The following is a 23733-nucleotide window of genomic DNA, read 5'->3' on the forward strand; positions in this document are numbered from 1 at the left end:
TCTGGATAAAGTCCCGTTCGAGAGCTATGTTGTCCGGCGGCTCGTGCTCGAAGTAGCAACAGTTGCAGGGAGTTGTGCCCATGAACGCGGTGACGGGCGGTAACGGAAGCGACGACGGAAGCCGGACCGAGGGGTCCGCCGGACCAAGCCGGGGGCCAGGCAGGCGCTCCCTGTTCTGGGGTGCCGCGGCGATGGCCGGCGCCGCCTCACTGACAGCCGCGGCCCCGGCCGCGAACTCCGCGGCGGCGGCCGGGACGGTGACGGCCCGTACCGCCCAGGCACGCAACCAGGTGCGGACCATGAAGCTCTACCTGGAGCGGCTCTCCGACGGCCGCATGGGCTACGGCCTCCAGCCGGGCAAGGCCTCGGTCCCGGGCCCGCTGATCGAGATGGTCGAGGGCGACACGCTGCACATCGAGGTCGAGAACCTCATGGACGTGGACGCCAGCCTGCATGTGCACGGCGTCGACTACGAGATATCCAGCGACGGCACCCGGATGACCCGCTCCCACGTACCGCCCGGCGGAAAGCGGACGTACACCTGGCGCTCGCACGCCCCGGGCCGCCGGGCGGACGGCACCTGGCGCTCGGGCAGCGCGGGCTACTGGCAGTATCACGATCACACCGTGGGCACCGACCACGGCACGGCCGGGGTGCGCAACGGTCTGTACGGTCCGCTGGTGGTGCGGCGCGCGGGCGATGTGCTGCCGGACAAGACGATCACCATCGTCTTCAACGACATGCTGACGAACAATCTGAAGGCCGGGGCCGACTACGAGGTCACGATGGGTGACCGGGTGGAGATCATCTCCATCACCCACGGCGAGCTCTACCACACCTTCCACATCCACGGTCACCGCTGGGCCGAGAACCGCACCGGGCTGCTGGAGGGCCCCGAGGACACCAGCAGGATCGTGGACAACAAGATCACCGGGCCCGGCGACTCCTTCGGCTTCCAGATCATCGCCGGCGAGGGGGTCGGGCCGGGCGCGTGGATGTACCACTGCCACGTGCAGAGCCACTCGGACATGGGCATGGCCGGACTGCTGCTGGTGAAACGACCGGACGGCACGATCCCCGACTACGAGCACCACCACACGGCGGCGGGCACCGCCGGCGAGGGCGGCGCGGACACGGCCGGTCACAGCGGATCACACGGATCGGCCGCCGACCACAGCGGGCATTAGACACCCGCCGACTCCCCCACACACGACGGTGCCGCCGCACGCCTGTGGCGTGCGGCGGCACCGGGGTGCTGTGCGCCGGTGTCCCCGGGGGATCAGTAGGCGCTGTTCACGTTGTCCATGGAGCCGTAGCGGTCGGCCGCGTAGTTGCAGGCCGCGACGATGTTGGCCACCGGATCGTAGATGTCGGTGCTGGTCCCCTCCACGTGGTACTGCTCGAAGGTCGGGTCGATGACCTGCAGCAGGCCCTTGGACGGGATGTTCTTGACCGCGTTGCTGTCCCACATGTTGATCGTGTGCGGGTCACCGCTGGACTCACGTATCAGGTTGCTCTTGATGCCGTCGTAGCTGCCGGGGATGCCGTTCGCCTTCATGACATCCAGGGCCTCGTTGATCCACTGGTCGAGCTGCTCGGCCGAGGCGGGCTGCGGCTTGGGCTGCTCGGCCTTGTCGATCACGACGATGGTGCCGTCGGCGTTGTACGCGGCGCCGCGGCCCTTGTCGGCCGGAGCGGACTCCTCCTGCGCCGCCGCGTCGTCCTGCGCGGCCTGCGTCGCGGTGTCCGCCGCCGCGCCGTCGTCGGTGGCGGTGTCGTCGGTTGCGGTGTCGTCGGTGGTCTCGGCAGCGCTGTCGTCGGCGACCTCGTCGCCGTTGTCGGCGGCGTCACTGCCGGTGACCGGGGACTTGACGATCACGCTGCTCGCGCTGTCCGGGGAGAACGCGGCCGGAGCACTGGTGCTCATGGCCGTGGGGGCGACGGCGGACGCGTGCGGGTCGGCCACTGCACCGGGGGTGTGCACGAGGGACACCACCGCCGCACCGGCGGTGACCATCCCGGCCACAGCGGCCGTGCGCATTCGAATACGGGAAGCGCCATGGGTGGCGGTCATACAGACACCTCGATCCTCGGAGGAGCGGGGGAGAGAAGCCGCGGAACGCGACCGATCGCCACCATGCACAACTCGGACTATCAACAGCAAAGACCTCATCTCCGACAAGATTTAGTACATCCCTCCCTGTCATGCCATGTCCGCCTTGGCCCACTGGCCCGGAGCACTCCTAAGCCCGTACGGATGTGACGGCCCTCTCATGCCGGGGCTCACAGTCCGGCCCCCGCCGCGTCACCGGGCATCACCGGGGCATCACCCACCGCGTCCGCCTCAGGGGGGTCGCGACCGCCCCACCGAATGCAGGTTAGGCTTACCTAACCGACAGGAAGGGCGTCATGAGCGACATCGTCACGCATCGTGGTCAGGTGCTGCGCACCGAGCGGCTCAATGCGCAGGTGATCAGAGTTGTCCTCGGGGGTGAGGGCCTTCAGGAGTTCGCGGTCGGGCCGTACAGCGACAGCTATGTGAAGCTCGTCTTCGCCCAGCCCGGAGTGGACTACCCGGAGCCGTTCGACGTGGCGGAGATCCGCCGCACGCTGCCGCGTGAGCAGTGGCCCAGCATGCGGACGTACACGGTGCGCGCATGGGACCCGCAGGCCCGTGAACTGACCATCGACTTCGTCCACCACGGCGACACCGGCCTGGCCGGGCCCTGGGCCGCCGCCGCGCGCCCCGGGGACCGGATCGCCCTCCTGGGCCCCGGCGGCGCCTACGCGCCCGACCCCACCGCCGACTGGCATCTGCTCGTCGGGGACGAGAGCGCGCTGCCCGCCATCGCCGCCTCCGTCGAGCGGCTCCCGCGGGGAGCGGTGGCGCGGGTCCTCATCGAGATCGACGGGCCGGGTGAGGAACTGAAGCTGGAGCCGCCGGCCGGGGACGTCGAGGTGGTCTGGGTCGACCGGCGCGAGGGACGCTTCGGTCCGGCGCTCGTGGACGCCGTCACCTCTCTCACCCTGCCGCCGGGGCGCGGGCACGCCTTCGTGCACGGCGAGGCGAACTGGGTCAAGGAACTGCGGCGCCATCTGCGGCACGAGCGCGCGCTGGCGCCCGAGCAGTTGTCCATCTCCGGGTACTGGCGCCGGGGGAACGACGAGGACGGCTGGCAGGCGGCCAAGGCGGAGTTCAATCAGCGGATCCTCCAGGAGCAGGAGAGCCGGGCGTAACCGGACCGCGCGCCCGCGGAAGCAGCAGGGCACGGGCGACGGCCGGGGTCAACAGGGTCGAGGGCGGGTCACTGAGGGTCCCCACCCGCACCAGGGCGCGGCGCAGCCGCGGATCGTGGTGGGCCGCCCGTTCCAGACGCAGGGCCAGGCCCCGGTGGACACGCGCCGCCCGGCGTGATCCGGCGCCGGTCGCGCCGGGGTGCAGCAGGTCGGTACCGGACGCCAGGTGCCAGGCGCCCGAGACCGCGCGGGCGATGGCGCGCTGGGTGTCGCGGGAGGAGGCGTGCGGGGTGTCGGCCAGGGCACTCACCCCGGCCGCGGTGGCGGTCATGCCGTAGCCGAAGGTGGGGTTGGTGGTGAGCAGCGCGTCACCGACGACCAGGAAGCCCTCGGGCCAGCGGCGCATGCGCTCGTAGTAGCGGCGCCGGTTGCCGGTGTGCCGGTAGCCGCGGATCGGGGCCACGGGTGTGACGGAGGTCAGCAGGTCGGCTATCACCGGGTGGTCCAGGGAGCGGGCGAACGCGAGGAAGCCGTGATGGTCCAGCGGCGGTGCGGCGCCCCTGGTGCCGGACAGGGAGATCAGCCAGCGGCCGTCCTCGATCGGGAAGACCACCCCGGCCCGGGCGGGGCGGTGCCGGGAGGGGCCCGGCTGGATGCCGATGACGGGGAAGCCGTCCCGGGCGGCGGGCGGAGCCAGCACGGGCACCGAGGCGTAGGCGACGCCGGCGTCGACGGTCCGTTCCCGTACCGGGGGCAGGCCGAGCGCGGTGAGCAGGGCGGGGGTGCGCGAGGCGCGGCCGGTGGCGTCGACGGTGAGCGCGGCCTCGTACCACCGGGTGGTGCCGTCGCGGTGCCGGGCGAGGGCTCCGGTGACACGGTGGCGGCTGCCGGTCAGTTCCCGGACCTGGGCGCCGGTGACGAGGGTGATGCCGTCCATCTCCCGGACGCGTTCGCGCAGGGTCCATTCGAGCAGCGGGCGGCTGCACAGCAGGGCGAGATGTCCGGTCGGTGTTCTGGGCTGCCAGCCCAGATCCCCCAGGCTGACGACGTCGGCGGACATGTCGATGCGGTGGGCGCCCACCGCCAGCAGCCGGCCGAGCGTGCCGGGGAGCAGGGCCTCGATGTACCGGCTGCCGGCGGGCAGCAGCAGATGACCGTGGTGGGCCTGCGGGGTCCCGGCACGGTGGGCGGCTCCGGTGGGCAGCCGGTCCTGGTCGAGGACGGTGACGGTGGTGTGGTGGCGGCGCAGCACGGTGGCGGTGAGCAGTCCCGCCAGTGAGCCGCCGAGGACCAGGGCGGGTGGGCCGCTCACTGGGGCTGCCACGGGGGGACGTGGGTGGCGCGGGGGTCGGGGAGGCCGAGTTGGTGGAGCCGGTCGAGGGGGGCGAAGGGGTGGATGCCGAGGCCGGCGAGGTTGTAGGTGGCGGTGTAGCGCAGCCGGGGGCTGTGGTGGGTGCGGCGCAGGGCGCGGCGGCCCAGGGCCCGGGTGGTGCGGCCGGTGGCGGTGACCAGGCGGGCGGCGTCGTGGCTCATCACGGCGATGTGCCGGATCCAGGGCAGCCGTTCGGCCTCGTAGGCGGCGAGCGCGGTGTCGGTGTCGGGTGCGGTGGCGAGGTGGTGGGCCAGGGTGTGGGCGTCGCAGATGGCGGTGTTCATGCCCTGGGCGGCAAGGGAGTGCACGGCGTGGGCGGCTTCGCCGACCAGGGCGAGGCCGGGGACGGTGAGGGTGGGGGCGGTGCAGCGGCGCAGGGTGAAGACCTGACGGGTGGCCAGGGAGCCGGTGAGGCGTTCGGTGAGGGGGCGCAGGGCGGGGGTGTCGTGGTCGAGTGCGGCGGCCCACCGGGTCATGGCGGCGTGGTCGGCGCCGCGCACCTCGTGGGGGCGGATCTGGACGTAGATCCGGGTGCGGCCGTGCGGCAGGGGGTAGACCAGGCGCAGCCCGCGGGGGGTGCGGTAGGCGGTGACGTCACCGGGTTCGGGGGGAGCGCCGGGGAGTTCGAAGGACAGCAGCCGGTGCGGGTAGGCGCGGGTGGTCAGGGGGATGCCGGCGGCGCGGCGCAGTCGGGAGGACATGCCGTCGGCAGCGATGACCAGGGGGGCGTGGACGTCCTCGGTAGCGCCGTCGCGGCGCACCCGTACGCCGGTGACGCGGCCGGTGGGATCGTGCAGCAGCGTGGCGGCGAAGGCGCCCCGCCGGATCTCGGTGTGCGCCGGGAGGGATTGGGCGAGGGCTGTGAGGATGGCGGTGTGGTCGTGGCTGAGCAGGGTGCGGTACCCGGTGGGGAGGGTGGTGTAGTCGAAGACCATGAGGGGGGTGGCGTCGGGTCCGCGGATGGTGAGCCGGGTGAGCGGGACGGCGCCCGCCGCGGTGAGGGCGGCGGTGACGCCCCAGCGGGTGAGGATCCGCAGGGCGGCGGGCTGGAGGACCTCGCCCTTGGCGACGGGGGCGGGCCGGCGCTGTTTGTCGAGGACGAGGGTGCGCAGGCCGAGATCGGCGAGGGCGCGGGCGGTGGCCAGGCCCGCGGCGCCGGCGCCGCAGACGATGGCGTCCCAGGTGGTCATCCGGCGGCTCCCGGCGGGAAGGTGCGGTGGTGGGCCGCCAGGGCGCCCAGTGCGAGGCCCTGGGTGATGAGGTGGCCGGGGTAGGCGAGGTGGTCCTTGATGTACCAGCAGGTGGGGCCGGGTTCCCAGGTGCCGTCGGGGAGTTGGGCGGCCAGCAGCCACGCGGCGCCGCGGGCCGCGGCGGTGCGTGCGGCGTCGTCGTCGGTGAGTGCGGCGAGGCCCTTGACGGCACGGGCGGTCTCGTCGGTGGTGCCGGGACCGGTGGCGGGCGCGGCGCCCCAGGAGCCGTCGGGGAGCTGGGCGGCCAGCAGCCAGGCACGGGCGCGGGTGGCGAGCCGGGTGCGGGTGAGCCCGAGGCGGGCGGTGGTGTGCAGGACGGCGGCGGTTGCGGGGACACCGCCGCGGTGCCAGAGGGCCACGTGGGAGCCGTCCGGCCGCTGGCTCGCGGTGAGCCGGCGCAGGGCGCGGCGGACGGCGCGGTCGGTGCCGGGGACGCCGGCGGCGGTGAGGATGTCGATGGCCTGGGCGGTGACGTGCGGGCAGGCGCGGTCCGCCGGGCAGCGGGTGTTGCGGGTGAAGACGCTCCAGGCGCCGCCGCGGTCCTGACGGGCCCTCAGCCAGGCGGCGCCCTGGCCGAGGGTCTGGCCGTGGCCGCGGATGGCGGCCAGGCAGGCGAGGGCGGCGACGGAGTCGACGGTGTTGGGCCAGCCCTTCGCGCCGGACCAGGCCCAGCCGCCGGGTGGGCAGTCGTACAGCGGAAACGGTTCGTCCTGCCGGCAGTCGAGCAGCCAGCCGGCGGCGCGCCGTACCCGGGAGTCGGTGCGGTGTCCTGCGTGGCACAGGGCCTCGGTGGTGACGGCGTGGCCGACGAGGTCGACGTCGCGTCGGCCCATGCCCTGCATGAGGACCCATGAGCCGTCGGGCCGGGCGGCGGCGCGCAGATAGCCGACGGCCGCCCGGACGACCTCGGGTGCGGTGCCGGCCCGGTGCAGCGCGGTGACGGCCAGCCCGGTCAGCCACGGGTCGCCGCTGCCGAAGGAGCCGACCCCGCCTTCCTGGTGTTCGCCGGCCCGCAGGATCGCGGTGGCGGCGGCGGTGGTGCGGGCGCGCAGGGCCGGGGGCCCGGGCCGCACCTGGTGCTGGAGGAGGGTGAGGGCGGCGAAGGGGGTTTGCAGGAAGGACAGCAGTTTCCGGATCAGTGGGGCGGGCAGCAGCAGGAGTTCGGCGGGGACCCGGGGGGCGCCGGCGGGTTCGCGCGCGTTGGTGAGGGCCAGCAGCAGCCCGGTGAGCTGCCGCACGGTGGGGTCACCCAGCCCCTGGACGCCGCCCCGGCCCTCCAGGAAGGACAGCCCGGCGTTCACTTCCTCGGCGGTGCGTCCGGGGGCCGCCGTGCGCAGGGCGGCGACGGCCATGGTGGTGGAGATGAAGTCGCTGGGGCCCTCGCCGGTGACGGGCCAGCCGCCGTCCTGGTTGCGGGCGCGCAACAGCCAGCCGACGCCGCCGCGTACGAGGGCGGCGGAGGAGTGCGGGTCGGCGGTGTGCAGGGCCAGGACGGCGCCGGCGGTGCCGGTGACGAGGCTGGGACGGGTGTCGTACCAGGTGCCGTCGGGGTCCTGGGCGGTCAGCAGGGTGTGGGCGGCGGTGTCGATGGCGGCGGACAGCCGGGCGTTGCGGGCGGGATGCTGGGCCATGGTCACTCCCGGGCGGTCAGCTGGTGCGCCGGCCGAGGTAGTCGATGAGGGCGAGGAGCGGGTCGCGGGCGGTGCCCCCGGTGTCGGCCTCGGCCAGGCAGGCGAGGCCGCGTTCGAGGTGGTGCTGGGATTCGCGTTCGGCGAAGCGGCGCCCGCCCGCCTTCTCGATGAGGGCGGCGGCACGGCGCAGTTCCGCCTCGTCGGCGCGGGGGGTGGTGAGGAGATCGGCGAGTTCGGCGGCGGCGGGCACCGGGGCGGCGAGGGCCGCCAGGACGGGGAGGGTCTTCTTGCCCTCGCGGATGTCGGCGAGGACGGGTTTGCCGGTCTCCTTCGGGTCGCCCCAGATGCCGATGATGTCGTCGACGCACTGGAAGGCGAGCCCGAAGTGGCGGCCGGCGCGGCCGAACGCGGCGGAGGTACGGTACGGGGCACCGCCCAGGACGGCGCCGAGTTCGGCGGCGCAGCCGAGCAGGGAGCCGCTCTTGCCGGCGGCCATGGAGCGGTACTCGGGGATGGTGACGGCGCCGGGGCCCTGCCAGGGGCGGCGTACGAAGGCGAGGTCCTGGGTCTGGCCGCTGACGAGTTCGGTCATGGAGCGGGCCAGGACGCGGGTGGCGCGCGGCGCGTGCGGGCTGTCGTGGCGGGCGAGCGTGGTGAAGGCGAGAGTCTGCAGGGCGTCGCCGGCGAGGATGGCGGTCGCGGCGCCGAAGGTCTTCCAGACGGTGGGCCGGCGGCGGCGCAGTTCGTCGCCGTCCATCATGTCGTCGTGGATGAGGGTGAAGTTGTGGACGAGTTCCACGGCGGCGGCGCCGGGCAGGGCCGTGTCCGGGGTGGCCCCGACGGAGGTGGCGGCCAGCAGGGTCAGGGCGGGGCGGATGGCTTTTCCGCCGCCGCCTCGGGTGGGGGTGCCGTCGGGGCGGCACCAGCCGAGGTGGTAGCCGATGGCGCGGCCGAGGTGGGGGTCGAGACCGGCCACGGCGGTGCGCAGTTCGGGTTCGATGAGGGTGCGGGCCTGCTCGGTGACGGCGGTGGGCGGCGAACTGCTGGCGGTCACGGCGTCAACGTCTCCTGGTCGGGGAGAGGGGGTGGTGGGGTGCGGACGGCGCGGGTGAACCAGACGGCGAAGGCGATCAGGGTGGCGGTGCACAGGACCAGCCACGGGGTGTCGGGGCCGGGGTCGCCGGTCAGCAGGTCGGTGAGCAGGGCCACGGTGATGGCGACGGCGGTGATGGGCATGTGCATGGAGGCCCAGAAGGTGACCGCGTTGTTGGCGCCGTGGGTGGCCAGTGCCCCGTGCAGCAGACGGCGGCCGACCCACAGCGGGACCGGGAAGGTGGCCAGGATCGCCAGGCCGGGCAGGACGGGGAGGGCGCCGGTGAACAGCAGGAGGGCGGTGGCCGCGTAGGTGAGGGACTGTCCGGCGAGGTAGAGGCGGATGAGGCCGCGGGCGCCGAGGGCCACGGCGAGGGTGCGTTTGCCGGTGCGCCGGTCGCCGTCGATGTCGGCGAGGTTCATGACGGACATGCGCAGGAACTGGAAGACGAAGACGATGGCGACGTAGGTGAGGGTGGCGGTGGTGGGGTCGCCGCCCTGCAGGCGGTGGGCGAGGAGCGGGCCCAGGCCGTAGAGCACGGCGGCACAGGCGATCTCGCCCAGGGCGCGGTAGTTGAGCCGGGCGGGCGGGGCGGTGTAGAACCAGGCGGCGGACAGGACGGTGACGGCCATCAGCCGGGACGCGGTGTCGGGCATGAGGGCGGTGACGGCGGCGGCGAGGAAGAGCAGGACGAAGGCCGCGCCGAGGCTGACCAGGGGTGGCAGCAGTCCGTCGACGAGGACCCGGCTGCCGCCGGTCCAGGAGGTGGGGCTGTGGTTGGCGCGGTCGGCCTCGAGGTCGAAGTACTCGTTGCAGTAGTGGGTCATCAGGTGGGCGGCCCAGCCGAAGAGCAGGGTGCCCACGTACCAGGCCGGGGAGAATCCGTGGCCCTCGTGCTGGGCCGCGGTCACCCCGAGGCCGACCACCATCATGCTCTGGAACAGGAATTTCGGGCGCCCGAGCCGGATGAAGGCCGTCAGCCGGCCCGGGAGGGCGGGAGGTGAGGGGGCGTTGGCCGTCATGGGGCGCTCCTTGGCCGGGGGGGGTGTCTTCACAGTGGCGCCGTCCGCCCGAGGGGCGGGCCCCGCGGTGTCCGGTGCTGGGGGCACCTCCCGGCCGGAGGCTGGGGGAGCATCGCAAGGCGGAGGGTCGCCCTCGTAGCGGGCTATTCGACAACGGAGCGAGGTGCCGTGCCGGACGCCGCGGGGCAGGCGGGACTTTGACGACACCCCCTGGGCCGGTGGCGGGGCGTGGCCAGGCGACGGTAGAGGGGGATCTCCACGGTGCGGTGCAGCAGCCAGGCGGCGGCGAGCGCGCAGGCGGCGTACAGGGCGGTGACGGCGAGGGCGGTGGGCAGGGGGTGGCCGGGCGCGATGATCAGCTGATTGATCGTCAGGATGACCGGCCAGTGCACCAGGTAGAGGGCGAAGGAGCGCTCCCCGAGGTAGACGAGCGCGCGGTGGCGCAGCCAGGTCCTGTGCCCGTCCAGGTCGGCTGCGGCGGCGGCCAGGACCAGCAGGGCGAGCGGGGCCGCGGTGATGGCGGCGGGGATGAACGGGAAGGGCAGCAGGGCCAGTCCGGGGACCAGGCACAGCGCGATGGACGCGGTGGCGGCGGGGACGCCCAGTGGGGGGCGGCGGCCGGCCCGCAGCAGGAGGGCGCACAGGGCGCCGAGGACGAACTCGGGGAGCCGGGCGGCGGGCAGCATGTAGGAGATCCAGAACTGCCACTGGGGGACGTTGTCGGCCTCGGCGATGGGCGGGCCCTGGAACTGCAGGGAGATGAGGGGGACGGTCCAGATGGCGGCGAGGGCCAGTGCGGCGGCGGCCCACAGCCGGTGGGCGGGGACGCGGCGCAGCAGGGGAAGGATGAAGGGGAGCAGGGCGTAGCAGAAGATCTCGGCGGCCAGCGACCAGGTGACGATGTTGACGCCGGCGTTGTAGTCGCGGGTGGGGATCCAGGTGTTGACGAGGAAGAGGTTGGTGAGGGCGGGGAGCACGGGGATGGGGCCCTCGCGGGCTTCGCCGGTGGCGGCGGCACCGGTGAGGGTGAGGACGGCGAGGGTGACGGCCCACACCACGACGTGGTTGGGGTAGATGCGGGCGGCGCGGCGGCGCCAGAAGCGGGCCGGGGTGTCGCCGGGGCGGGCGGTCCAGGCGAGGACGAAGCCGGAGATGAGGAAGAAGCAGGAGACCCCTGTCATGCCGAGCGGGCCGAGCAGCAGGGCGGCGTCGGCGATGTCCTGGTCGGTGAAGATCTCGGTGAACAGCCAGGCGTGGACGAGGAAGACGGCGGCGGCGCAGGGGAAGCGCAGTCCGGTGAGGGAGGGCAGTCGGTTCACAGATTGCCCCGGCGCGCCTGTTCGCGTTCGATGGCCTCGAAGAGGGCCTTGAAGTTGCCCTTGCCGAAGCCCTGCGAGCCGTGGCGTTCGATCATCTCGAAGAAGACGGTCGGCCGGTCCTGGACCGGCTTGGTGAAGATCTGCAGCAGGTAGCCGTCCTCGTCGCGGTCGACGAGGATGCGGTGTTCGCGCAGGGTGGCGACGGGGACGCGGGTGTGCCCGGCCCAGTGGCCGAGGGTGTCGTAGTAGGTGTCGGGGGTGTCGAGGAACTCGACGCCGGCGGCGCGCATGGTGCGCACGGCGGTGACGATGTCGTCGGTGGCCAGGGCGATGTGCTGGACGCCGGCGCCGCCGTAGAACTCCAGGTACTCGTCGATCTGGGACTTCTTCTTGCCGAGGGCGGGCTCGTTGATGGGGAATTTCACCTTGAGGGTGCCGTCGGCGACGACTTTCGACATGAGGGCGGAGTACTCGGTGGCGATGTCGTCCCCGATGAACTCCTTCATATTGGTGAATCCCAGGGCGGTGTTGTAGAAGGCCACCCAGTCGTCCATCCTGCCGAGTTCGACATTGCCGACGCAATGGTCGATGGCCTGGAACACGGTGGGTGGGCCGGGGCGGGCGCCGCCCGGAGTGGCGAGGTAGCCGGGGAGGTAGGGGCCGCGGTATCCGGAACGTTCGACCAGGGTGTGCCGGGTCTCGCCGTAGGTGGCGATGGCGGCGTGGGTGACGCGGCCGTGCGCGTCGGCGGACTCCCGGGGCGACTGGAGTCCGATCGCGCCGTGTTCGGTCGCGTAGGCGTAGGCGGCGTGGGCGTCGGGGACCTCGATGGCGAGGTCGATCACGCCGTCGCCGTGCCGGGCGACGTGCCGGGCGAGGAATTCGCCGTACTCGGTCTCGGGGCGGATGACCGAGGTGAGGACGAAGCGCGCGCTGCCGGAGGCCATGACGTAACTGGCTGTCTCGCGGCTTCCGTTCTCGGGCCCCCGGTACGCGATCGGGCGCATGCCGAAGGCGGTGGAATAGTAGTGGGCGGCCTGCTTCGCGTTGCCTACCGCGAACACGACCGCGTCGATTCCCAACACAGGAAAAACATCGGTATCCCGTTGCACACAGACCCCCGCTGTGTCGGATCGCACTGTTGAACTCAGAAAAACGATAGGGAGCCCGGGGCAACAGCGTCAATCAATGTTCGACAATGCGGAAGAAATGCCCATTTAACCGGACTTGCCATATGCATAGTGAGCGAGCAGGCGAAGGGAATTGCTGATTTCCGCGGCCACGGGAGCGGTTGGCGGGGGCCGGCGGACAGGTGGTGGCCCGGGAGGGCTGCGGTATGGTGAGCTTAGGCTTACCTAAGCTCACCCGAGGACATAAGGATCACCGATGCCGTCGAGAACCACCCGTGTGCGCCGCACCTCTGTGGCACTGACCGCCGCCACCGCTGCCGCCGCCCTTGTGCTCAGTGGCTGCGGCTCGTCGGACGACGACGCGGGCAAGGGCTCGTCGGACAAGTCCTCCGGCGGGTCCGGGGCGTTCCCGGTGACGATCGACAGCGCGCTGGGCTCGGCGGAGATCACCGAGCAGCCCGAGCGGGTCGTCACCCTGGGGCAGGGCTCGGCGGAGACCGCCATCGCGCTGGGCCACACCCCCGTGGGCATCGAGAGCTACGCCTGGGGCAGTGACGACTCCGGCTATCTGCCCTGGATCCACGAGGCGGTGACGGAGGCGGGCGAGGAACTGCCCACCCAGTTCGCCGGGGCCGAGGACATCGACTTCGAGACCATCATCGAGCTGGAGCCGGACGTCATCCTGGCGCCGTGGTCGGGCATCACCCAGGAGCAGTTCGACATCCTGTCGGACATCGCGCCGACCGTCGCGTACCCGGATCTGGCCTGGAGCACCAACTGGGACGAGCAGATCGAGATCGTGGCGACCGCGCTCGGACAGCCGGACGAGGCGCGGACGCTGATCGACACGATCGGGGAGCAGCTGGCCGAGGCCGCGGCGACCCGGCCGCAGTACGAGGGTGTGTCCTTCTCCTACATCTACACCACCGGCCCCGGCACCCTCGGCGTGTTCCTGCCCGAGGAGCAGCGGGTGTCCATGGTCTCCCAGCTGGGCCTGACCGTGGACCCGATCGTGAACACCTTCGAGGAGACCGAGGGGACGGACTCGGCGCTGATCGGTCTGGAGAACGCGGACCGGCTCACCGACAGCGACCTGATCTTCACCTTCTACTCCGACGAGGAGACCCGGGAGACCATCGAGGCGCAGCCGCTGTACGCCGCGATCCCGGCGGTCGAGCGCGGCTCGATCGTGGCGAGTGACGACAACCCGTTCGTGACGGCGTCCTCGATCATCAACCCGCTGACCGTGCCGTGGGTGATCGACCGTTATCTGCCGCTCATCGACGAGGCCGTCGCCACCCTCGGCGACTGACACGACGGCGGCTCCCTTCCGTGACTTCTGTTGATGCGCACCCCCGCCCGGGCGGTGCCGGCACCGAGCGTGCCGGCACCGCCCGGCGGGTGTTGGTCCTGCTGTCGGCGCTGCTGGTGCTGGCGCTCGCGGTGGCCGCGAGCGTGACCTTCGGCAGCCGGCCGACCTCGTTCGGCGATGTGCTCGACGTGCTGTCGGGATCCGCCGATCCCTTTGTCACCACGGTCGTCGAAAGCCGGTATCCGCGCACGGTGCTGGGCATTCTGGCCGGCCTGTGCCTGGCGGTGGGCGGCACCCTGATGCAGGGGCTGACGCGCAACCCGCTGGCCGATCCCGGGCTCCTGGGCATCAACGCGGGCGCGGCGGCCTCCCTGGTGGCGGCGACCGCGCTGCTGGGCTCCCCGGGGAGCACCGGCACCGTGTGGTGGGCGCTGGCCGGCGCGCTGGCGGCCGGGGTGCTGGTGCAGGGCATCGGCGCCGCCGGCGGCGGCTCCGGGGTGGTGCGCCTGGTGCTGGCCGGGGCGGTGGTCTCGGCGGTGCTGTACGCGTTCATCCAGGCGGTGACGCTGAGCCTGCCGGAGGTCTTCGACAGCTACCGCTACTGGGTGGTGGGGGCGCTCGGCGGGCGGGACTTCGAGATCTTCCGCTCCGTACTGCCGTTCGCGGTGGCCGGGTTCGTCCTGGCGCTGCTGCTGGGCCCCGGCCTCAATTCGCTGGCGCTGGGGGACGAGGCGGCGATCTCGCTGGGCGCCAATCCGCTGCTGATCCGCACCGGCGCGCTGATCGCCGCCACCGTGCTGAGCGCATCGGCGACGGCGGCGGTGGGCCCGATCGCGTTCGTGGGGCTGGCGGTGCCGCACATCGTCCGGGCGCTGGTGGGGATCGACTTCCGGTGGCAGATCGTGATGGCGGCGGTGACCGGCCCGGCGCTGCTGCTGGCCGCCGATGTGGTGGGACGGGTGATCATGCGCCCGCAGGAGCTGATGGTGGGCGTGGTGACGGCGTTCGTGGGGGCACCGGTGCTGCTGTACGCGGTGCGCAGGATGAAGGGGAACGCATGACGGGGGTGACGGCCCCGGTGCGGCCGGAGCACGGGCGCGGTACGGCGGCGGTCGCGGCGCCGCGCGGCATGCTGCGGATCGGCCGGGTGGTGGCGCTTCCGGTGCGCGGCCGGTCGGTGCTGATCGCCGTGGCGCTGGTGGCGCTGATCCTGGCGACGGCGGTCGCGACGCTGACGATGGGCCGCCTCGGCATCGCGCCGGGCCGGCTGCCGCAGGCGCTGCTGGGAGGTGCTTCCGGCAAGGAGGCGTTCGTGCTGGAGCGGCTGCGCGGCCCGCGGCTGGTGGTGGGGGTGGGGACCGGGGCGGCGCTGGGGCTGTCGGGGGCGCTGTTCCAGTCGGTGACCCGCAATCCGCTGGGCTCGCCCGATGTGATCGGGCTCGGCGCCGGGGCGGGCGCGGGCGCCGCGGTGGCCGCCCTGTTCTTCCCCGGGGTGCTGCCGGTACCGGTGGGTGCCCTGGCGGGCGCGGCGGCGGCGATGGTGCTGGTGTACGTGTCCACCGGGACCGGGTTCCGCAATCCGGGGCGGCTGATCGTGGCCGGCATCGGGGTGGCGGCGATCGCGCTGGCCTTCACCCAGTACGTGGTCTATGTGATGGAGCGGGAGGCGGCCACGGTGCTGGCCGCCTATGTCAACGGTTCGCTGGCGGCCCGGGCCTGGCATCACGCCGGGACCATCTGGCTGGTGCTGGCGGTGGCGGTACCGCTGACGGCGCTGATCGCACGCCGGCTGGACCTGTCCGAGATGGGCGACGAACTCGCGGGCGGTCTGGGGGCGGAGCCGAAGAACACCCGGGTGGCGGCGGTGGTGCTCTCGGTGGTGCTTTCGGCGGGGGCGGTCAGCGTGGCCGGGCCGATTTCCTTCATCGCGCTCACGGCGCCGCAGATCGCCCGGCGGCTGACCAGGGGGACGGGGGCGCATCTGACGCTGTCGGCGCTGATGGGGGCGCTGCTGCTGGCGGTGGCGGATCTGGCGGCGCAGCAGCTGCCGACCGCCGCCAGTCTGCCGGTGGGTATCTACACGATGGCCCTGGGCGGTATCTACCTGGGTTATCTGCTGGTTCGCGAGTGGCAAAGGAAGAGATTGTGAGCAAGCGGGCCGTGGCCGAGCCGGGCGGGAAGGGGCTGAGCGCGCGGGAGGTGACCATCGCCTACGGCGGCGGGGCCCCGGTGGTGCGGGAGCTGAGCCTGGACATTCCGCACGGCGGGCTGACGATGATCATCGGGCCGAACGGCTGCGGCAAGTCGACGCTGCTGAAAGCGCTGGCGCGGGCGGTGAAGCCGGAGGGCGGTCAGGTACTGCTGCACGGCGCGGACATCCACGCGCTGCGCGGCAAGGAGGTGGCCCGTCAGGTGGCGCTGCTGCCGCAGTCCCCGCTGGCGCCGGAGGGGATCAGTGTCCGGGATCTGGTGGCGCGCGGCCGCTATCCGCACCACACGCTGCTGCGTCAGTGGTCCCCCGACGACGAGTCGGCGATCGCGTTCGCGCTGGAGCGCACCGGGCTGAGCGAGCTGGGGCAGGCGCAGGCCGGTGAGCTGTCGGGCGGTCAGCGGCAGCGGGCGTGGATCGCGATGGTGCTGGCGCAGCAGACGGAGCTGCTGCTGCTGGACGAGCCGACGACGTACCTGGACATCGCGCACCAGTACGACCTGCTGGAGCTGTGCGCGGAGTTGCACCGCGAGGGCCGCACGATCGTGGCGGTGCTGCACGATCTCAACCAGGCGGCCCGGTTCGCCTCGCACCTGGTGGTCATGGACGCCGGGCGGGTGGTGGCGCAGGGCCCGCCGGAGAAGGTGATGACGGCGGAGCTGGTCGGCGAGGTGTTCGGGCTGCGGTGCGACATCGTGCCGGATCCGCGCACCGGTACGCCGATGGTGGTGCCGCACGAGCGGACACCGGCGGAGGGGACGGCTGCCGAGGGGGCGCGGCGGCAGGCGGAGGATCAGCCGATCTGATCGCCGGTGGCCGCCGCCCCGGCGTGCCGCTCCCCCGCCCCGCGGCGCGCGTCGCGCTGCGCGCGGCGGGTACGGTCCCGGGCGGCGGCGGTGATGTTGCGGGTCATGCCGCCGAAGACCAGGTGGTGGAAGGGGAAGACGCTCCACCAGTAGAGGTGGCCCAGCAGCCCGTGCGGGTGGAAGACGGCGCGCTGGCGGTAGACGGTGCCGCGTTCGTCCTCGGCCACCATCAGCTCCAGCCAGGCCAGACCGGGCAACCGCATCTCGGCCCGCAGCCGCAGCAGGCGGCCGCGCTGGATCTCCTCGACCCGCCAGAAGTCGAGGGTGTCACCGGCCCGCAGCCGGTCCGGGTCGCGGCGGCCCCGGCGCAGCCCGGCGCCGCCGGCCAGCCGGTCCAGCCAGCCCCGGGCCGCCCAGGCCAGCGGGAAGGAGTACCAGCCGCTGTCGCCGCCGATGCTCTCGATGACGTCCCACAGCGCCTGCGGGGTGGCGTCGGTGACGCGTTCACGGCGGTCCGTGTAGAGGCTGCCGCCGGCCCATCCGGGGTCGGTGGGCAGCGGGTTGCTGGGCGCCTTCGGGGTCGCGGCGGAGGTCCAGCGGGTGGCGACGGCGGCCTCGCGCACCCGCTCGAGCGCCAGTGCCAGGGAACGGTCCAGGCCCATGAGTCCTCCGGGCGGACCGGGAATCCGGCGGACGATGTCGTTCTCCTGGCACACACCCTCGTACCGCAGGGACTCGGCCAGCGGCCGGGCGATGGCGCCGGGGACCGGGGTGACCAGGCCGACCCAGTGACTGGAGAGCCCGGGGGTGAACACCGGCACGGGCACGATCAGCCGGCGGGGCAGGCCCGCCACCCGTGCGTACCGCTGCATCATCGTGCGGTAGGTGACGATGTCGGGCCCGCCGATGTCGAAGCCGCGGTTCACCCCTTCGGGGAGGGCGGCGCAGCCGACGAGATAGTGCAGGACGTCGCGGACGGCGATGGGCTGCACCCGGGTCTCGACCCAGCGGGGGGTGACCATCACCGGCAGGCGTTCGGTGAGATAGCGCAGCATTTCGAAGGACGCGGAGCCGGAGCCCAGGATGACGGCGGCGCGCAGGACGACGGTGGGCACCTCGCTCTCCAGCAGGATGCGGCCGACCTCCGCGCGCGAGCGCAGGTGGGGTGACAGGTCCCGCTCGGGGACGCCCTGGGGGACGGGGCCGCCGAGGTAGATCAGGCGCCGGGTGCCGGAGTTGCCGGCCTCGGTGGCGAACACGCGGGCGGCGCGGCGGTCGGTGGCCTCGAAGTCGGAGCCGCCGCTGAGGGCGTGCACCAGGTAGTAGGCGATGTCGATGTCGCGCAGGGCGGCGCGGGTGGAGTCCGGGTCCGTGACATCGCCGCGCACGATCTCCACGTCGCCGGCCCAGGGGTGGTCGCGCAGCTTCTCCGGGCTCCTGGCCATGGCCCGCACCCGGTATCCGGCGGCGAGCAGCGCGGGGACCAGCCGGCCGCCGATGTAGCCGCTGGCGCCGGTCACCAGGACCCGGGGGGCGTCACCCGGGCGGTCGGCGCTCACCGGTGCCGCCGGGCGGGGGCCGGGGCGGGCCGGGGCCCGGTCCTGGGGTGGGTGCGCCGTGCCGTGCCGTGCATGGGGTCCCGCTTCCGTGGGGTACGCGTGCCGTGGTGCCACTGTGCCCGACCCGGCGGCACGGAGCTGCGCCGGCGGGGCAGATGGAGCACATGCCGTGCGGTGCCGCTCCCGGCGTGACAGCCGCTTCTCCCCCCAAGGTCAGATGTACTAATTCGACAGACGGATAGTCGGGTTTCGGTGCGGGGTAGGGCCTGCGGGACAACGGACGCGCCCCCGTGCGCGCCGGATGCGTTTTTCACGGAAGGCCAGATCGCGGTGACCCAGCCGTTCCAGCTTCCCGATTTCTACACGCCCTATCCCGCCCGGCTCAATCCCCATCTCGAACAGGCCAGAGAGCATTCCCGTCTCTGGGCCCGCGAGCGGGGAATGCTGGAGGGATCGGGCGTGTGGGAACAGCGGGATCTCGACGCCCACGACTACGCACTGCTGTGCGCGTACACCCACCCGGACTGCTCTGCCGAGATGCTGAATCTGGTGACGGACTGGTATGTGTGGGTGTTCTTCTTCGACGACCACTTCCTGGACATGTTCAAACGTCCGCAGGACCGGGAGGGCGGCAAGGCCCATCTGGACCGGCTGCCGGCGTTCATGCCGCTGGACGACGGTGCCGAGATCCCCGAGCCGCTCAACCCGGTGGAGGCGGGCCTGAAGGATCTGTGGCTGCGCACGGTGCCGGATCGCTCGCCGCAGTGGCGGGCGCGCTTCGCGGAGAGCACCGAACATCTGCTCAACGAGTCGCTGTGGGAGCTGTCGAACATCAACGCGCACCGGATCGCCAATCCGGTGGAGTACATCGAGATGCGCCGCAAGGTCGGCGGCGCGCCCTGGTCCGCCGGGCTGATCGAGCACGCGGCGGACGCCGAGGTGCCGGCGGCGGTGGCCGGCGCCCGCCCGCTGCTGGTGCTGCGCGACGCCTTCTCCGACGCGGTGCACCTGCGCAACGACCTCTTCTCCTACCAGCGGGAGGTGGAGGAGGAGGGCGAACTGAGCAACGGCGTGCTGGTGCTGGAGACCTTCCTGGGCTGCACCACCCAGGAGGCGGCCGAGGCGGTCAACGACATGCTGACCTCTCGGCTGCAGCAGTTCGAGCACACCACCCTCACCGAACTCGCCCCGCTCTTCGCCGAGCACGGGCTGGGCCCGCAGGAGTGCGCGGCGGTGCTCGCCTATGTGAAGGGCTTGCAGGACTGGCAGTCCGGCGGCCACGAGTGGCATCTGCGCTCCAGCCGCTACATGAACGAGGGCGCCACCGGGGTGACCGGCTCCGGCGCGCTGTTCGGGCTGAGCGGCCCGGGCACCTCGGCCGTGCTGCCCGGCGGGGTGCGGACCACGGCGCGCGCCGAGCGCGGGCGGGCCAGGCGGCACGCGCACCGGCCCTACGAGCGGATCGGTCCGCTGACGCTGCCCGACTTCGTGATGCCGTTCCGCACCACGCTCAGCCCGCACCTGGAGACGGCCAGGCGGCATGTCGTGGAGTGGTCGTGGGCGATGGGGCTGCTGGAGCCGCAGCCCGGGGTGCCCGCCTCCTACATCTGGGACGAACACAAGCTGCGGGCCTTCGACTTCCCGCTGTGTTCGGCCGGGATCCATCCCGACGCCAGCGCCGAGCAGTTGAATCTCACCTCCGACTGGCTGACCTGGGGCACCTACGCGGACGACTACTTCCCGGCGGTCTTCGGGCGCGGCCGTGACCTGGCGGGCGCGCGGGTGTGCGCCGAGCGGCTGAACGCACTCATGCCGGTGGACGACACGCCCCCGCCGCCGGCGAACGCGCTGGAGCGGTCGCTGGCCGACCTGTGGCGGCGCACCGCCGGGCCGCTGGACGGGGCCGGGCGCACGGCCTTCCGCACCACCGTCTCGGACATGGTGGGCAGTTGGCTGTGGGAGCTGGACAACCAGGCGTTCCACCGGGTGCCCGACCCGGTCGACTACATCGAGATGCGCCGCAAGACCTTCGGCTCCGATCTGACGATGTCGCTGGCCCGGCTGGGGCACGGCAACCTGGTGCCTCCGGAGATCTACCGCAGCGGCCCGATGCGTTCGCTGGAGAACGCCGCCGCCGACTACGCCTGCCTGATGAACGACGTGTTCTCGTACCAGAAGGAGATCGAGTTCGAGGGCGAGGTGCACAACGGCATTCTGGTGGTGCAGAACTTCTTCGACTGCGACCGGGACACCGCCCTGCGGATCGTGGACGATCTGATGAACGGCCGGATGCGGCAGTTCCAGCATGTCGCGGAGCACGAACTTCCGGTGCTGTACGACGATTTCGGGCTGTCAGACGAGACCCGCGAGATCCTGGCCGGCTATGTGCGCGAGCTGGAGCACTGGCTGGCGGGCATTCTGATCTGGCATCAGGACTGCCACCGCTACGACGAGGACGAGTTGCGCCGGCCGGTGGGCGGGGGCGGGCGGGTCCCGGTCGGTCCGCTGGGACTTGGCACCTCGGCCGCCCGGCTGTTCGCCGGCGGTCGCACGGTGGCGCTGCCGGTGGGCTGAGCAGCCGTGCCCGGGCGCGGGTCGCCCCCGGCCGGCCGGTACGGGCCGGCCGGGGAGCGCCCCCCGGGTGGTGGATCAGTGGAACTGCTCCTCCTCGGTGGAGCCGCGCAGTGCCGTGGTCTCGGAGGCGGGGTTGAGGGCGGTGGCCACCTGGTCGAAGTAGCCGGTGCCCACTTCGCGCTGGTGGCGCACGGCGGTGAAGCCGCGCCGCTGTGCGGCGAACTCCCGCTCCTGGAGGTCCACGTAGGCCGTCATGCCGTGCTCGGCGTAGCGCTGGGCCAGGTCGAACATCGCGTGGTTGAGGGAGTGGAAGCCGGCCAGCGTGATGAACTGGAAGCGATAGCCCATCGCGCCCAGTTCGCGCTGGAACTTGGCGATCTGGTCCTCGTCCAGTGACGCCCGCCAGTTGAAGGAGGGGGAGCAGTTGTAGGCGAGCATCCGGTCGGGGTACCGGGCGTGGACCGCCTCGGCGAACTCCCGGGCCTGGCCGAGGTCGGGGGTGCCGGTCTCCATCCACAGCAGATCGGCGTACGGGGCGTAGGCGAGGCCGCGCGCGATGGCCGACGCCATGCCCGGGCGCACCCGGTGGAAGCCCTCGGCGGTGCGCTCCCCGGTGCAGAACCGGGCGTCGCGCTCATCGGTGTCGCTGGTGATGAGGCTGGCGGCCAGCGCGTCGGTGCGGGCGACCACGAGGGTGGACACCCCGGCGATGTCGGCGGCGAGGCGGGCGGCGTTGAGGGTGCGGATGTGTGCCGAGGTGGGCACCAGGACCTTGCCGCCGAGGTGGCCGCACTTCTTCTCGCTGGCCAGCTGGTCCTCGTAGTGGATGCCCGCCGCGCCGGCCTCGATGAGCGCCTTGGTGAGTTCGAAGGCGTTGAGCGGCCCGCCGAAGCCCGCCTCGGCGTCGGCGACGATGGGCACCAGCCAGTCGGTGCGGTCCCCCGCGCCTTCGGCGGTGGCGATCTGATCGGCGCGCAGCAGCGCGTTGTTGATCCGGCGCACCACGGCGGGCACCGAGTTGGCGGGGTACAGGCTCTGGTCGGGGTAGGTGTGGCCGGCCTGGTTGGCGTCGGCGGCGACCTGCCAGCCCGACAGGTACACCGCCTTCAGCCCGGCCCTGACCATCTGGACGGCCTGTCCGCCGGTGAGGGCGCCCAGGGCGTGCAGATAGTCGTGGTCGTGCAGGGCGTGCCACAGCCGGTCCGCGCCGCGCCGGGCGAGGGTGTGCTCCTCGCGGACGGAGCCGGAGAGCCGGATCACGTCCTCGGCGGTGTAGGTGCGTTCGATGCCCCGCCAGCGTGGGTCGGTGGCCCAGTGGCGGGCCAGTTCGCGGGCTGTGGTGCCGGTGTGCGGTGGGTGGGTCATGAGGGTCTCCCGGTGTCGCGAAGGGTGTGGACGCGAAGGGGTGTGGCCGCGACGCGTCCCGCGCGGGGAAGTGGAGGGTGTGCGGCCCGCCGTGCCGGTGCCGGGGTCGGATCGGCGTGGGTGTGGCCGGCGGTCGGCCGGGCGCTGGGGGCCCCGGCGGGCCACAGCACGACCATGGCAGTGGCACTGCGTGCCAACAACCGTGGCGGCGTGCGAAGTCCTGTGAATCTTCGGCCGCCGTTCGGCCAATGCTGTCAAGGGTGTTACGGGGGGTGGCCCGCCGTGCCATGCTCGCCCTGATACTGGCGGGTAGCTTCAGAGGGGGTCAACGATGACCAAGGTCTACGCCGGTGCGCGACTGCGGCTGCTGCGGCAGGAACGCGGCCTGTCACAGGCCGGCCTGGCCCGCGTCCTGTCGATCTCCCCGAGCTATCTCAACCAGATGGAACACGACGCCCGGCCGCTGACCGTCCCGGTACTGCTGCGGCTGACGGAGGCGTTCGGCGTGGACCCCGGCTTCTTCTCGCGGCGCGAGAGCGCCAGGCTGCTCGCGGACCTGACCGAGGCGCTGGCCGAGGAGGTGAGCGCGGGCCGGGTGCGCGCCGCGGACCTGGCCCGCCTCGCACAGGAGCAGCCGGAGCTGGCGGGGACGCTCGTGGAGTACGGGCGGCGCAACGCGGCGCTGACCGAGCGGCTGGCGGAGCTGTCCGGGGGCCGCGCCGGGGTGGCCCCCGCCGGGCCGCGCTCCCCGCACGAGGAGGTCCGGGAGTTCTTCTACCGGCGGCAGAACTATCTGCACGAGCTGGATGTGGCCGCCGAGCAGTCGGCCCGTTCGCTGGGCATCGGGCCCGGCCAGGCGCTGCCGGCACTGGCGGCGCGCCTGGAGGAGCGGCACGGGGTGCGGCTGGCGGACGGCTGCGAGGTGCTGCACCGCTACGATCCCGCCCGGCGCGAACTGCGGCTGTCCGGGCGGCTGCGCCCGGGGCAGCGGGCGTTCCGGATGGCGACGCAGGTGGCGCTGCTGGAGTACGCCGAGGAGCTGTCCGCGCTGGCGGCGCAGGATTTCGCGGCGGACACCGACGCCTGGGCACTGGCCAGGATCGGGGTGGCGCACTATGTCGCGGCGGCGCTGCTGCTGCCGTACGGGGTATTCCACGGCGCGGCGCAGGAGCTGCGGTACGACATCGAGCGGCTGACGGACTGGTTCGGCCTGGGCTACGAGACGGTGTGCCACCGGCTGAGCACCTTGCAGCGGCCGCGCCTGCGGGGCGTGCCGTTCTCCTTCGTGCGGGTGGACCGGGCCGGGAACATGTCCAAGCGCCAGTCGGCCACCGGCTTTCACTTCTCGCGCGCGGGCGGCACCTGCCCGCTGTGGAACGTGTACGAGGCGTTCGCGGCGCCGGGCCGGATCCATGTGCAGATCGCCGCGATGCCGGACGGCCGCCGCTATCTGTGGACGGCCCGCACGGTGACCCGGCACCAGGGCGGCTGGGGAGAGCCGCGCAAGACGTTCGCCATCGGCCTGGGCTGCGAACTGCGCCATGCAGGGCGGCTGGTGTACTCCGACGGTCTCGATCTGTCGCACCGGGCCGCGGCGACCCCGGTGGGCATGGGCTGCCGGATCTGCGAACGGCTGGACTGTCCCCAGCGGGCGGTGCCGCCGCTGGGGCAGCGGCTGGCCTTCGACGAGAACAGCAGCACCTTTGTGCCCTACCCGGTGGCGGAACAGCCGGGGACGTGACGGCCATTCATACAAGCCCATGGATAAACGCATATTCGACAGGTGAATACATACCCCGGAAGGGGTCCTCTCAGGGAAATTAAAGAATTCCCTCAGTGGAATCAAAGAGTCCG

The 23733-nt window shown here is 72.6% G+C and carries 18 protein-coding genes; 8 read left to right on the forward strand and 10 right to left on the reverse strand.

What is annotated here, in order from left to right:
* Nucleotides 1-191: 191 nt before the first annotated feature.
* The gene (locus tag H7827_RS01955) at nt 192-1187 is read left to right on the forward strand and encodes a multicopper oxidase domain-containing protein (RefSeq protein ID WP_364241399.1); all 996 of its coding nucleotides are present in this window, start codon (nt 192-194) and stop codon (nt 1185-1187) included.
* 92 nt (nt 1188-1279) lie between these two features.
* Here the strand turns inward: H7827_RS01955 and H7827_RS01960 are convergent, their stop codons facing one another.
* Complete coding sequence (locus tag H7827_RS01960; protein ID WP_432742135.1) at nt 1280-2041, reverse strand: transglycosylase SLT domain-containing protein; 762 nt, start codon at nt 2039-2041, stop codon at nt 1280-1282.
* A gap of 368 nt (nt 2042-2409) precedes the next feature.
* On the opposite strand from H7827_RS01960, the gene H7827_RS01965 reads away from it, so the two are divergent.
* Nucleotides 2410-3237 (forward strand): siderophore-interacting protein, encoded by an 828-nt coding sequence (locus H7827_RS01965; RefSeq protein ID WP_432742137.1) that lies wholly within the window; start codon nt 2410-2412, stop codon nt 3235-3237.
* On the opposite strand, the gene H7827_RS01970 is transcribed toward H7827_RS01965, so the two are convergent.
* From H7827_RS01970 to hppD, 7 genes are all read right to left on the reverse strand, one after another.
* Entirely contained in the window at nt 3197-4549 is a 1353-nt protein-coding gene (locus H7827_RS01970; protein ID WP_386541608.1) for an FAD-dependent oxidoreductase, read from the reverse strand. The genes H7827_RS01965 and H7827_RS01970 overlap by 41 nt on opposite strands.
* A complete protein-coding gene (locus H7827_RS01975) occupies nt 4546-5799 on the reverse strand; it encodes an FAD-dependent oxidoreductase (protein ID WP_432742139.1) in 1254 nt (417 codons plus the stop codon). The genes H7827_RS01970 and H7827_RS01975 overlap by 4 nt, the downstream gene beginning before the upstream one ends.
* Nucleotides 5796-7490, reverse strand: coding sequence for a prenyltransferase/squalene oxidase repeat-containing protein (locus tag H7827_RS01980; RefSeq protein WP_432742141.1), 1695 nt, complete (start codon nt 7488-7490; stop codon nt 5796-5798). Before H7827_RS01980 ends, H7827_RS01975 begins: the two co-directional genes overlap by 4 nt.
* Nucleotides 7491-7506: 16 nt before the next feature.
* A complete protein-coding gene (locus H7827_RS01985; RefSeq protein ID WP_432742143.1) occupies nt 7507-8544 on the reverse strand; it encodes a polyprenyl synthetase family protein in 1038 nt (345 codons plus the stop codon).
* On the reverse strand, nt 8541-9605 hold the full coding sequence (locus tag H7827_RS01990; protein ID WP_432742145.1) for a prenyltransferase: 1065 nt from the start codon (nt 9603-9605) through the stop codon (nt 8541-8543). The genes H7827_RS01985 and H7827_RS01990 overlap by 4 nt, the downstream gene beginning before the upstream one ends.
* 143 nt (nt 9606-9748) lie before the next feature.
* Nucleotides 9749-10924 carry an acyltransferase family protein gene (locus tag H7827_RS01995; protein ID WP_432742147.1) on the reverse strand — a complete coding sequence of 392 codons (1176 nt, stop codon included), beginning with the start codon at nt 10922-10924 and terminating at the stop codon, nt 9749-9751.
* On the reverse strand, nt 10921-12063 hold the full coding sequence (hppD, locus tag H7827_RS02000) for a 4-hydroxyphenylpyruvate dioxygenase (RefSeq protein WP_432742148.1): 1143 nt from the start codon (nt 12061-12063) through the stop codon (nt 10921-10923). The genes H7827_RS01995 and hppD overlap by 4 nt, the downstream gene beginning before the upstream one ends.
* A 247-nt stretch (nt 12064-12310) precedes the next feature.
* Between hppD and H7827_RS02005 the strand changes: the two genes are divergently transcribed.
* From H7827_RS02005 to H7827_RS02020, 4 genes are read left to right on the forward strand one after another with little or no spacing between them, the layout of a single operon-like run.
* On the forward strand, nt 12311-13366 hold the full coding sequence (locus H7827_RS02005; RefSeq protein ID WP_432742150.1) for an iron-siderophore ABC transporter substrate-binding protein: 1056 nt from the start codon (nt 12311-12313) through the stop codon (nt 13364-13366).
* Between the two features lie 20 nt (nt 13367-13386).
* On the forward strand, nt 13387-14427 hold the full coding sequence (locus H7827_RS02010) for a FecCD family ABC transporter permease (protein WP_432742152.1): 1041 nt from the start codon (nt 13387-13389) through the stop codon (nt 14425-14427).
* On the forward strand, nt 14424-15515 hold the full coding sequence (locus H7827_RS02015; RefSeq protein WP_386541039.1) for a FecCD family ABC transporter permease: 1092 nt from the start codon (nt 14424-14426) through the stop codon (nt 15513-15515). Before H7827_RS02010 ends, H7827_RS02015 begins: the two co-directional genes overlap by 4 nt.
* Entirely contained in the window at nt 15512-16381 is an 870-nt protein-coding gene (locus H7827_RS02020) for an ABC transporter ATP-binding protein (protein ID WP_432742155.1), read from the forward strand. The genes H7827_RS02015 and H7827_RS02020 overlap by 4 nt, the downstream gene beginning before the upstream one ends.
* Here H7827_RS02020 and H7827_RS02025 read toward each other — a convergent pair.
* Nucleotides 16369-17940, reverse strand: a complete 1572-nt coding sequence (locus tag H7827_RS02025; protein WP_432742157.1) for an SDR family oxidoreductase — start codon at nt 17938-17940, stop codon at nt 16369-16371. The two genes, H7827_RS02020 and H7827_RS02025, sit on opposite strands and share 13 nt — an antisense overlap.
* A gap of 330 nt (nt 17941-18270) precedes the next feature.
* Between H7827_RS02025 and H7827_RS02030 the strand changes: the two genes are divergently transcribed.
* A complete protein-coding gene (locus H7827_RS02030; protein WP_432742160.1) occupies nt 18271-20514 on the forward strand; it encodes a terpene synthase family protein in 2244 nt (747 codons plus the stop codon).
* Nucleotides 20515-20589: 75 nt separating this feature from the next.
* On the opposite strand, the gene aceA is transcribed toward H7827_RS02030, so the two are convergent.
* Complete coding sequence (gene aceA / locus H7827_RS02035) at nt 20590-21879, reverse strand: isocitrate lyase (RefSeq protein ID WP_432742162.1); 1290 nt, start codon at nt 21877-21879, stop codon at nt 20590-20592.
* A 331-nt stretch (nt 21880-22210) separates the two neighbouring features.
* On the opposite strand from aceA, the gene H7827_RS02040 reads away from it, so the two are divergent.
* Nucleotides 22211-23620 (forward strand): short-chain fatty acyl-CoA regulator family protein, encoded by a 1410-nt coding sequence (locus tag H7827_RS02040; protein ID WP_432742164.1) that lies wholly within the window; start codon nt 22211-22213, stop codon nt 23618-23620.
* Nucleotides 23621-23733: the final 113 nt, after the last annotated feature.

Source organism: Streptomyces sp. JH002 (assembly GCF_050916115.1).
GTDB lineage: Bacteria > Actinomycetota > Actinomycetes > Streptomycetales > Streptomycetaceae > Streptomyces > Streptomyces xiamenensis.

Excerpts from the sequence above, each read along its gene's own strand:
- H7827_RS01955 (WP_364241399.1), top strand. The coding sequence starts at position 192 with ATGGCCGGCGCCGCCTCACTGACAGCCGCGGCCCCGGCCGCGAACTCC.
- H7827_RS01960 (WP_432742135.1), bottom strand. The coding sequence starts at position 2,041 with ATGCGCACGGCCGCTGTGGCCGGGATGGTCACCGCCGGTGCGGCGGTG.
- H7827_RS01965 (WP_432742137.1), top strand. The coding sequence starts at position 2,410 with ATGAGCGACATCGTCACGCATCGTGGTCAGGTGCTGCGCACCGAGCGG.
- H7827_RS01975 (WP_432742139.1), bottom strand. The coding sequence starts at position 5,799 with ATGACCACCTGGGACGCCATCGTCTGCGGCGCCGGCGCCGCGGGCCTG.
- H7827_RS01980 (WP_432742141.1), bottom strand. The coding sequence starts at position 7,490 with ATGGCCCAGCATCCCGCCCGCAACGCCCGGCTGTCCGCCGCCATCGAC.
- H7827_RS01990 (WP_432742145.1), bottom strand. The coding sequence starts at position 9,605 with ATGACGGCCAACGCCCCCTCACCTCCCGCCCTCCCGGGCCGGCTGACG.
- H7827_RS02005 (WP_432742150.1), top strand. The coding sequence starts at position 12,311 with ATGCCGTCGAGAACCACCCGTGTGCGCCGCACCTCTGTGGCACTGACC.
- H7827_RS02015 (WP_386541039.1), top strand. The coding sequence starts at position 14,424 with ATGACGGGGGTGACGGCCCCGGTGCGGCCGGAGCACGGGCGCGGTACG.
- aceA (WP_432742162.1), bottom strand. The coding sequence starts at position 21,879 with ATGACCCACCCACCGCACACCGGCACCACAGCCCGCGAACTGGCCCGC.
- H7827_RS02040 (WP_432742164.1), top strand. The coding sequence starts at position 22,211 with ATGACCAAGGTCTACGCCGGTGCGCGACTGCGGCTGCTGCGGCAGGAA.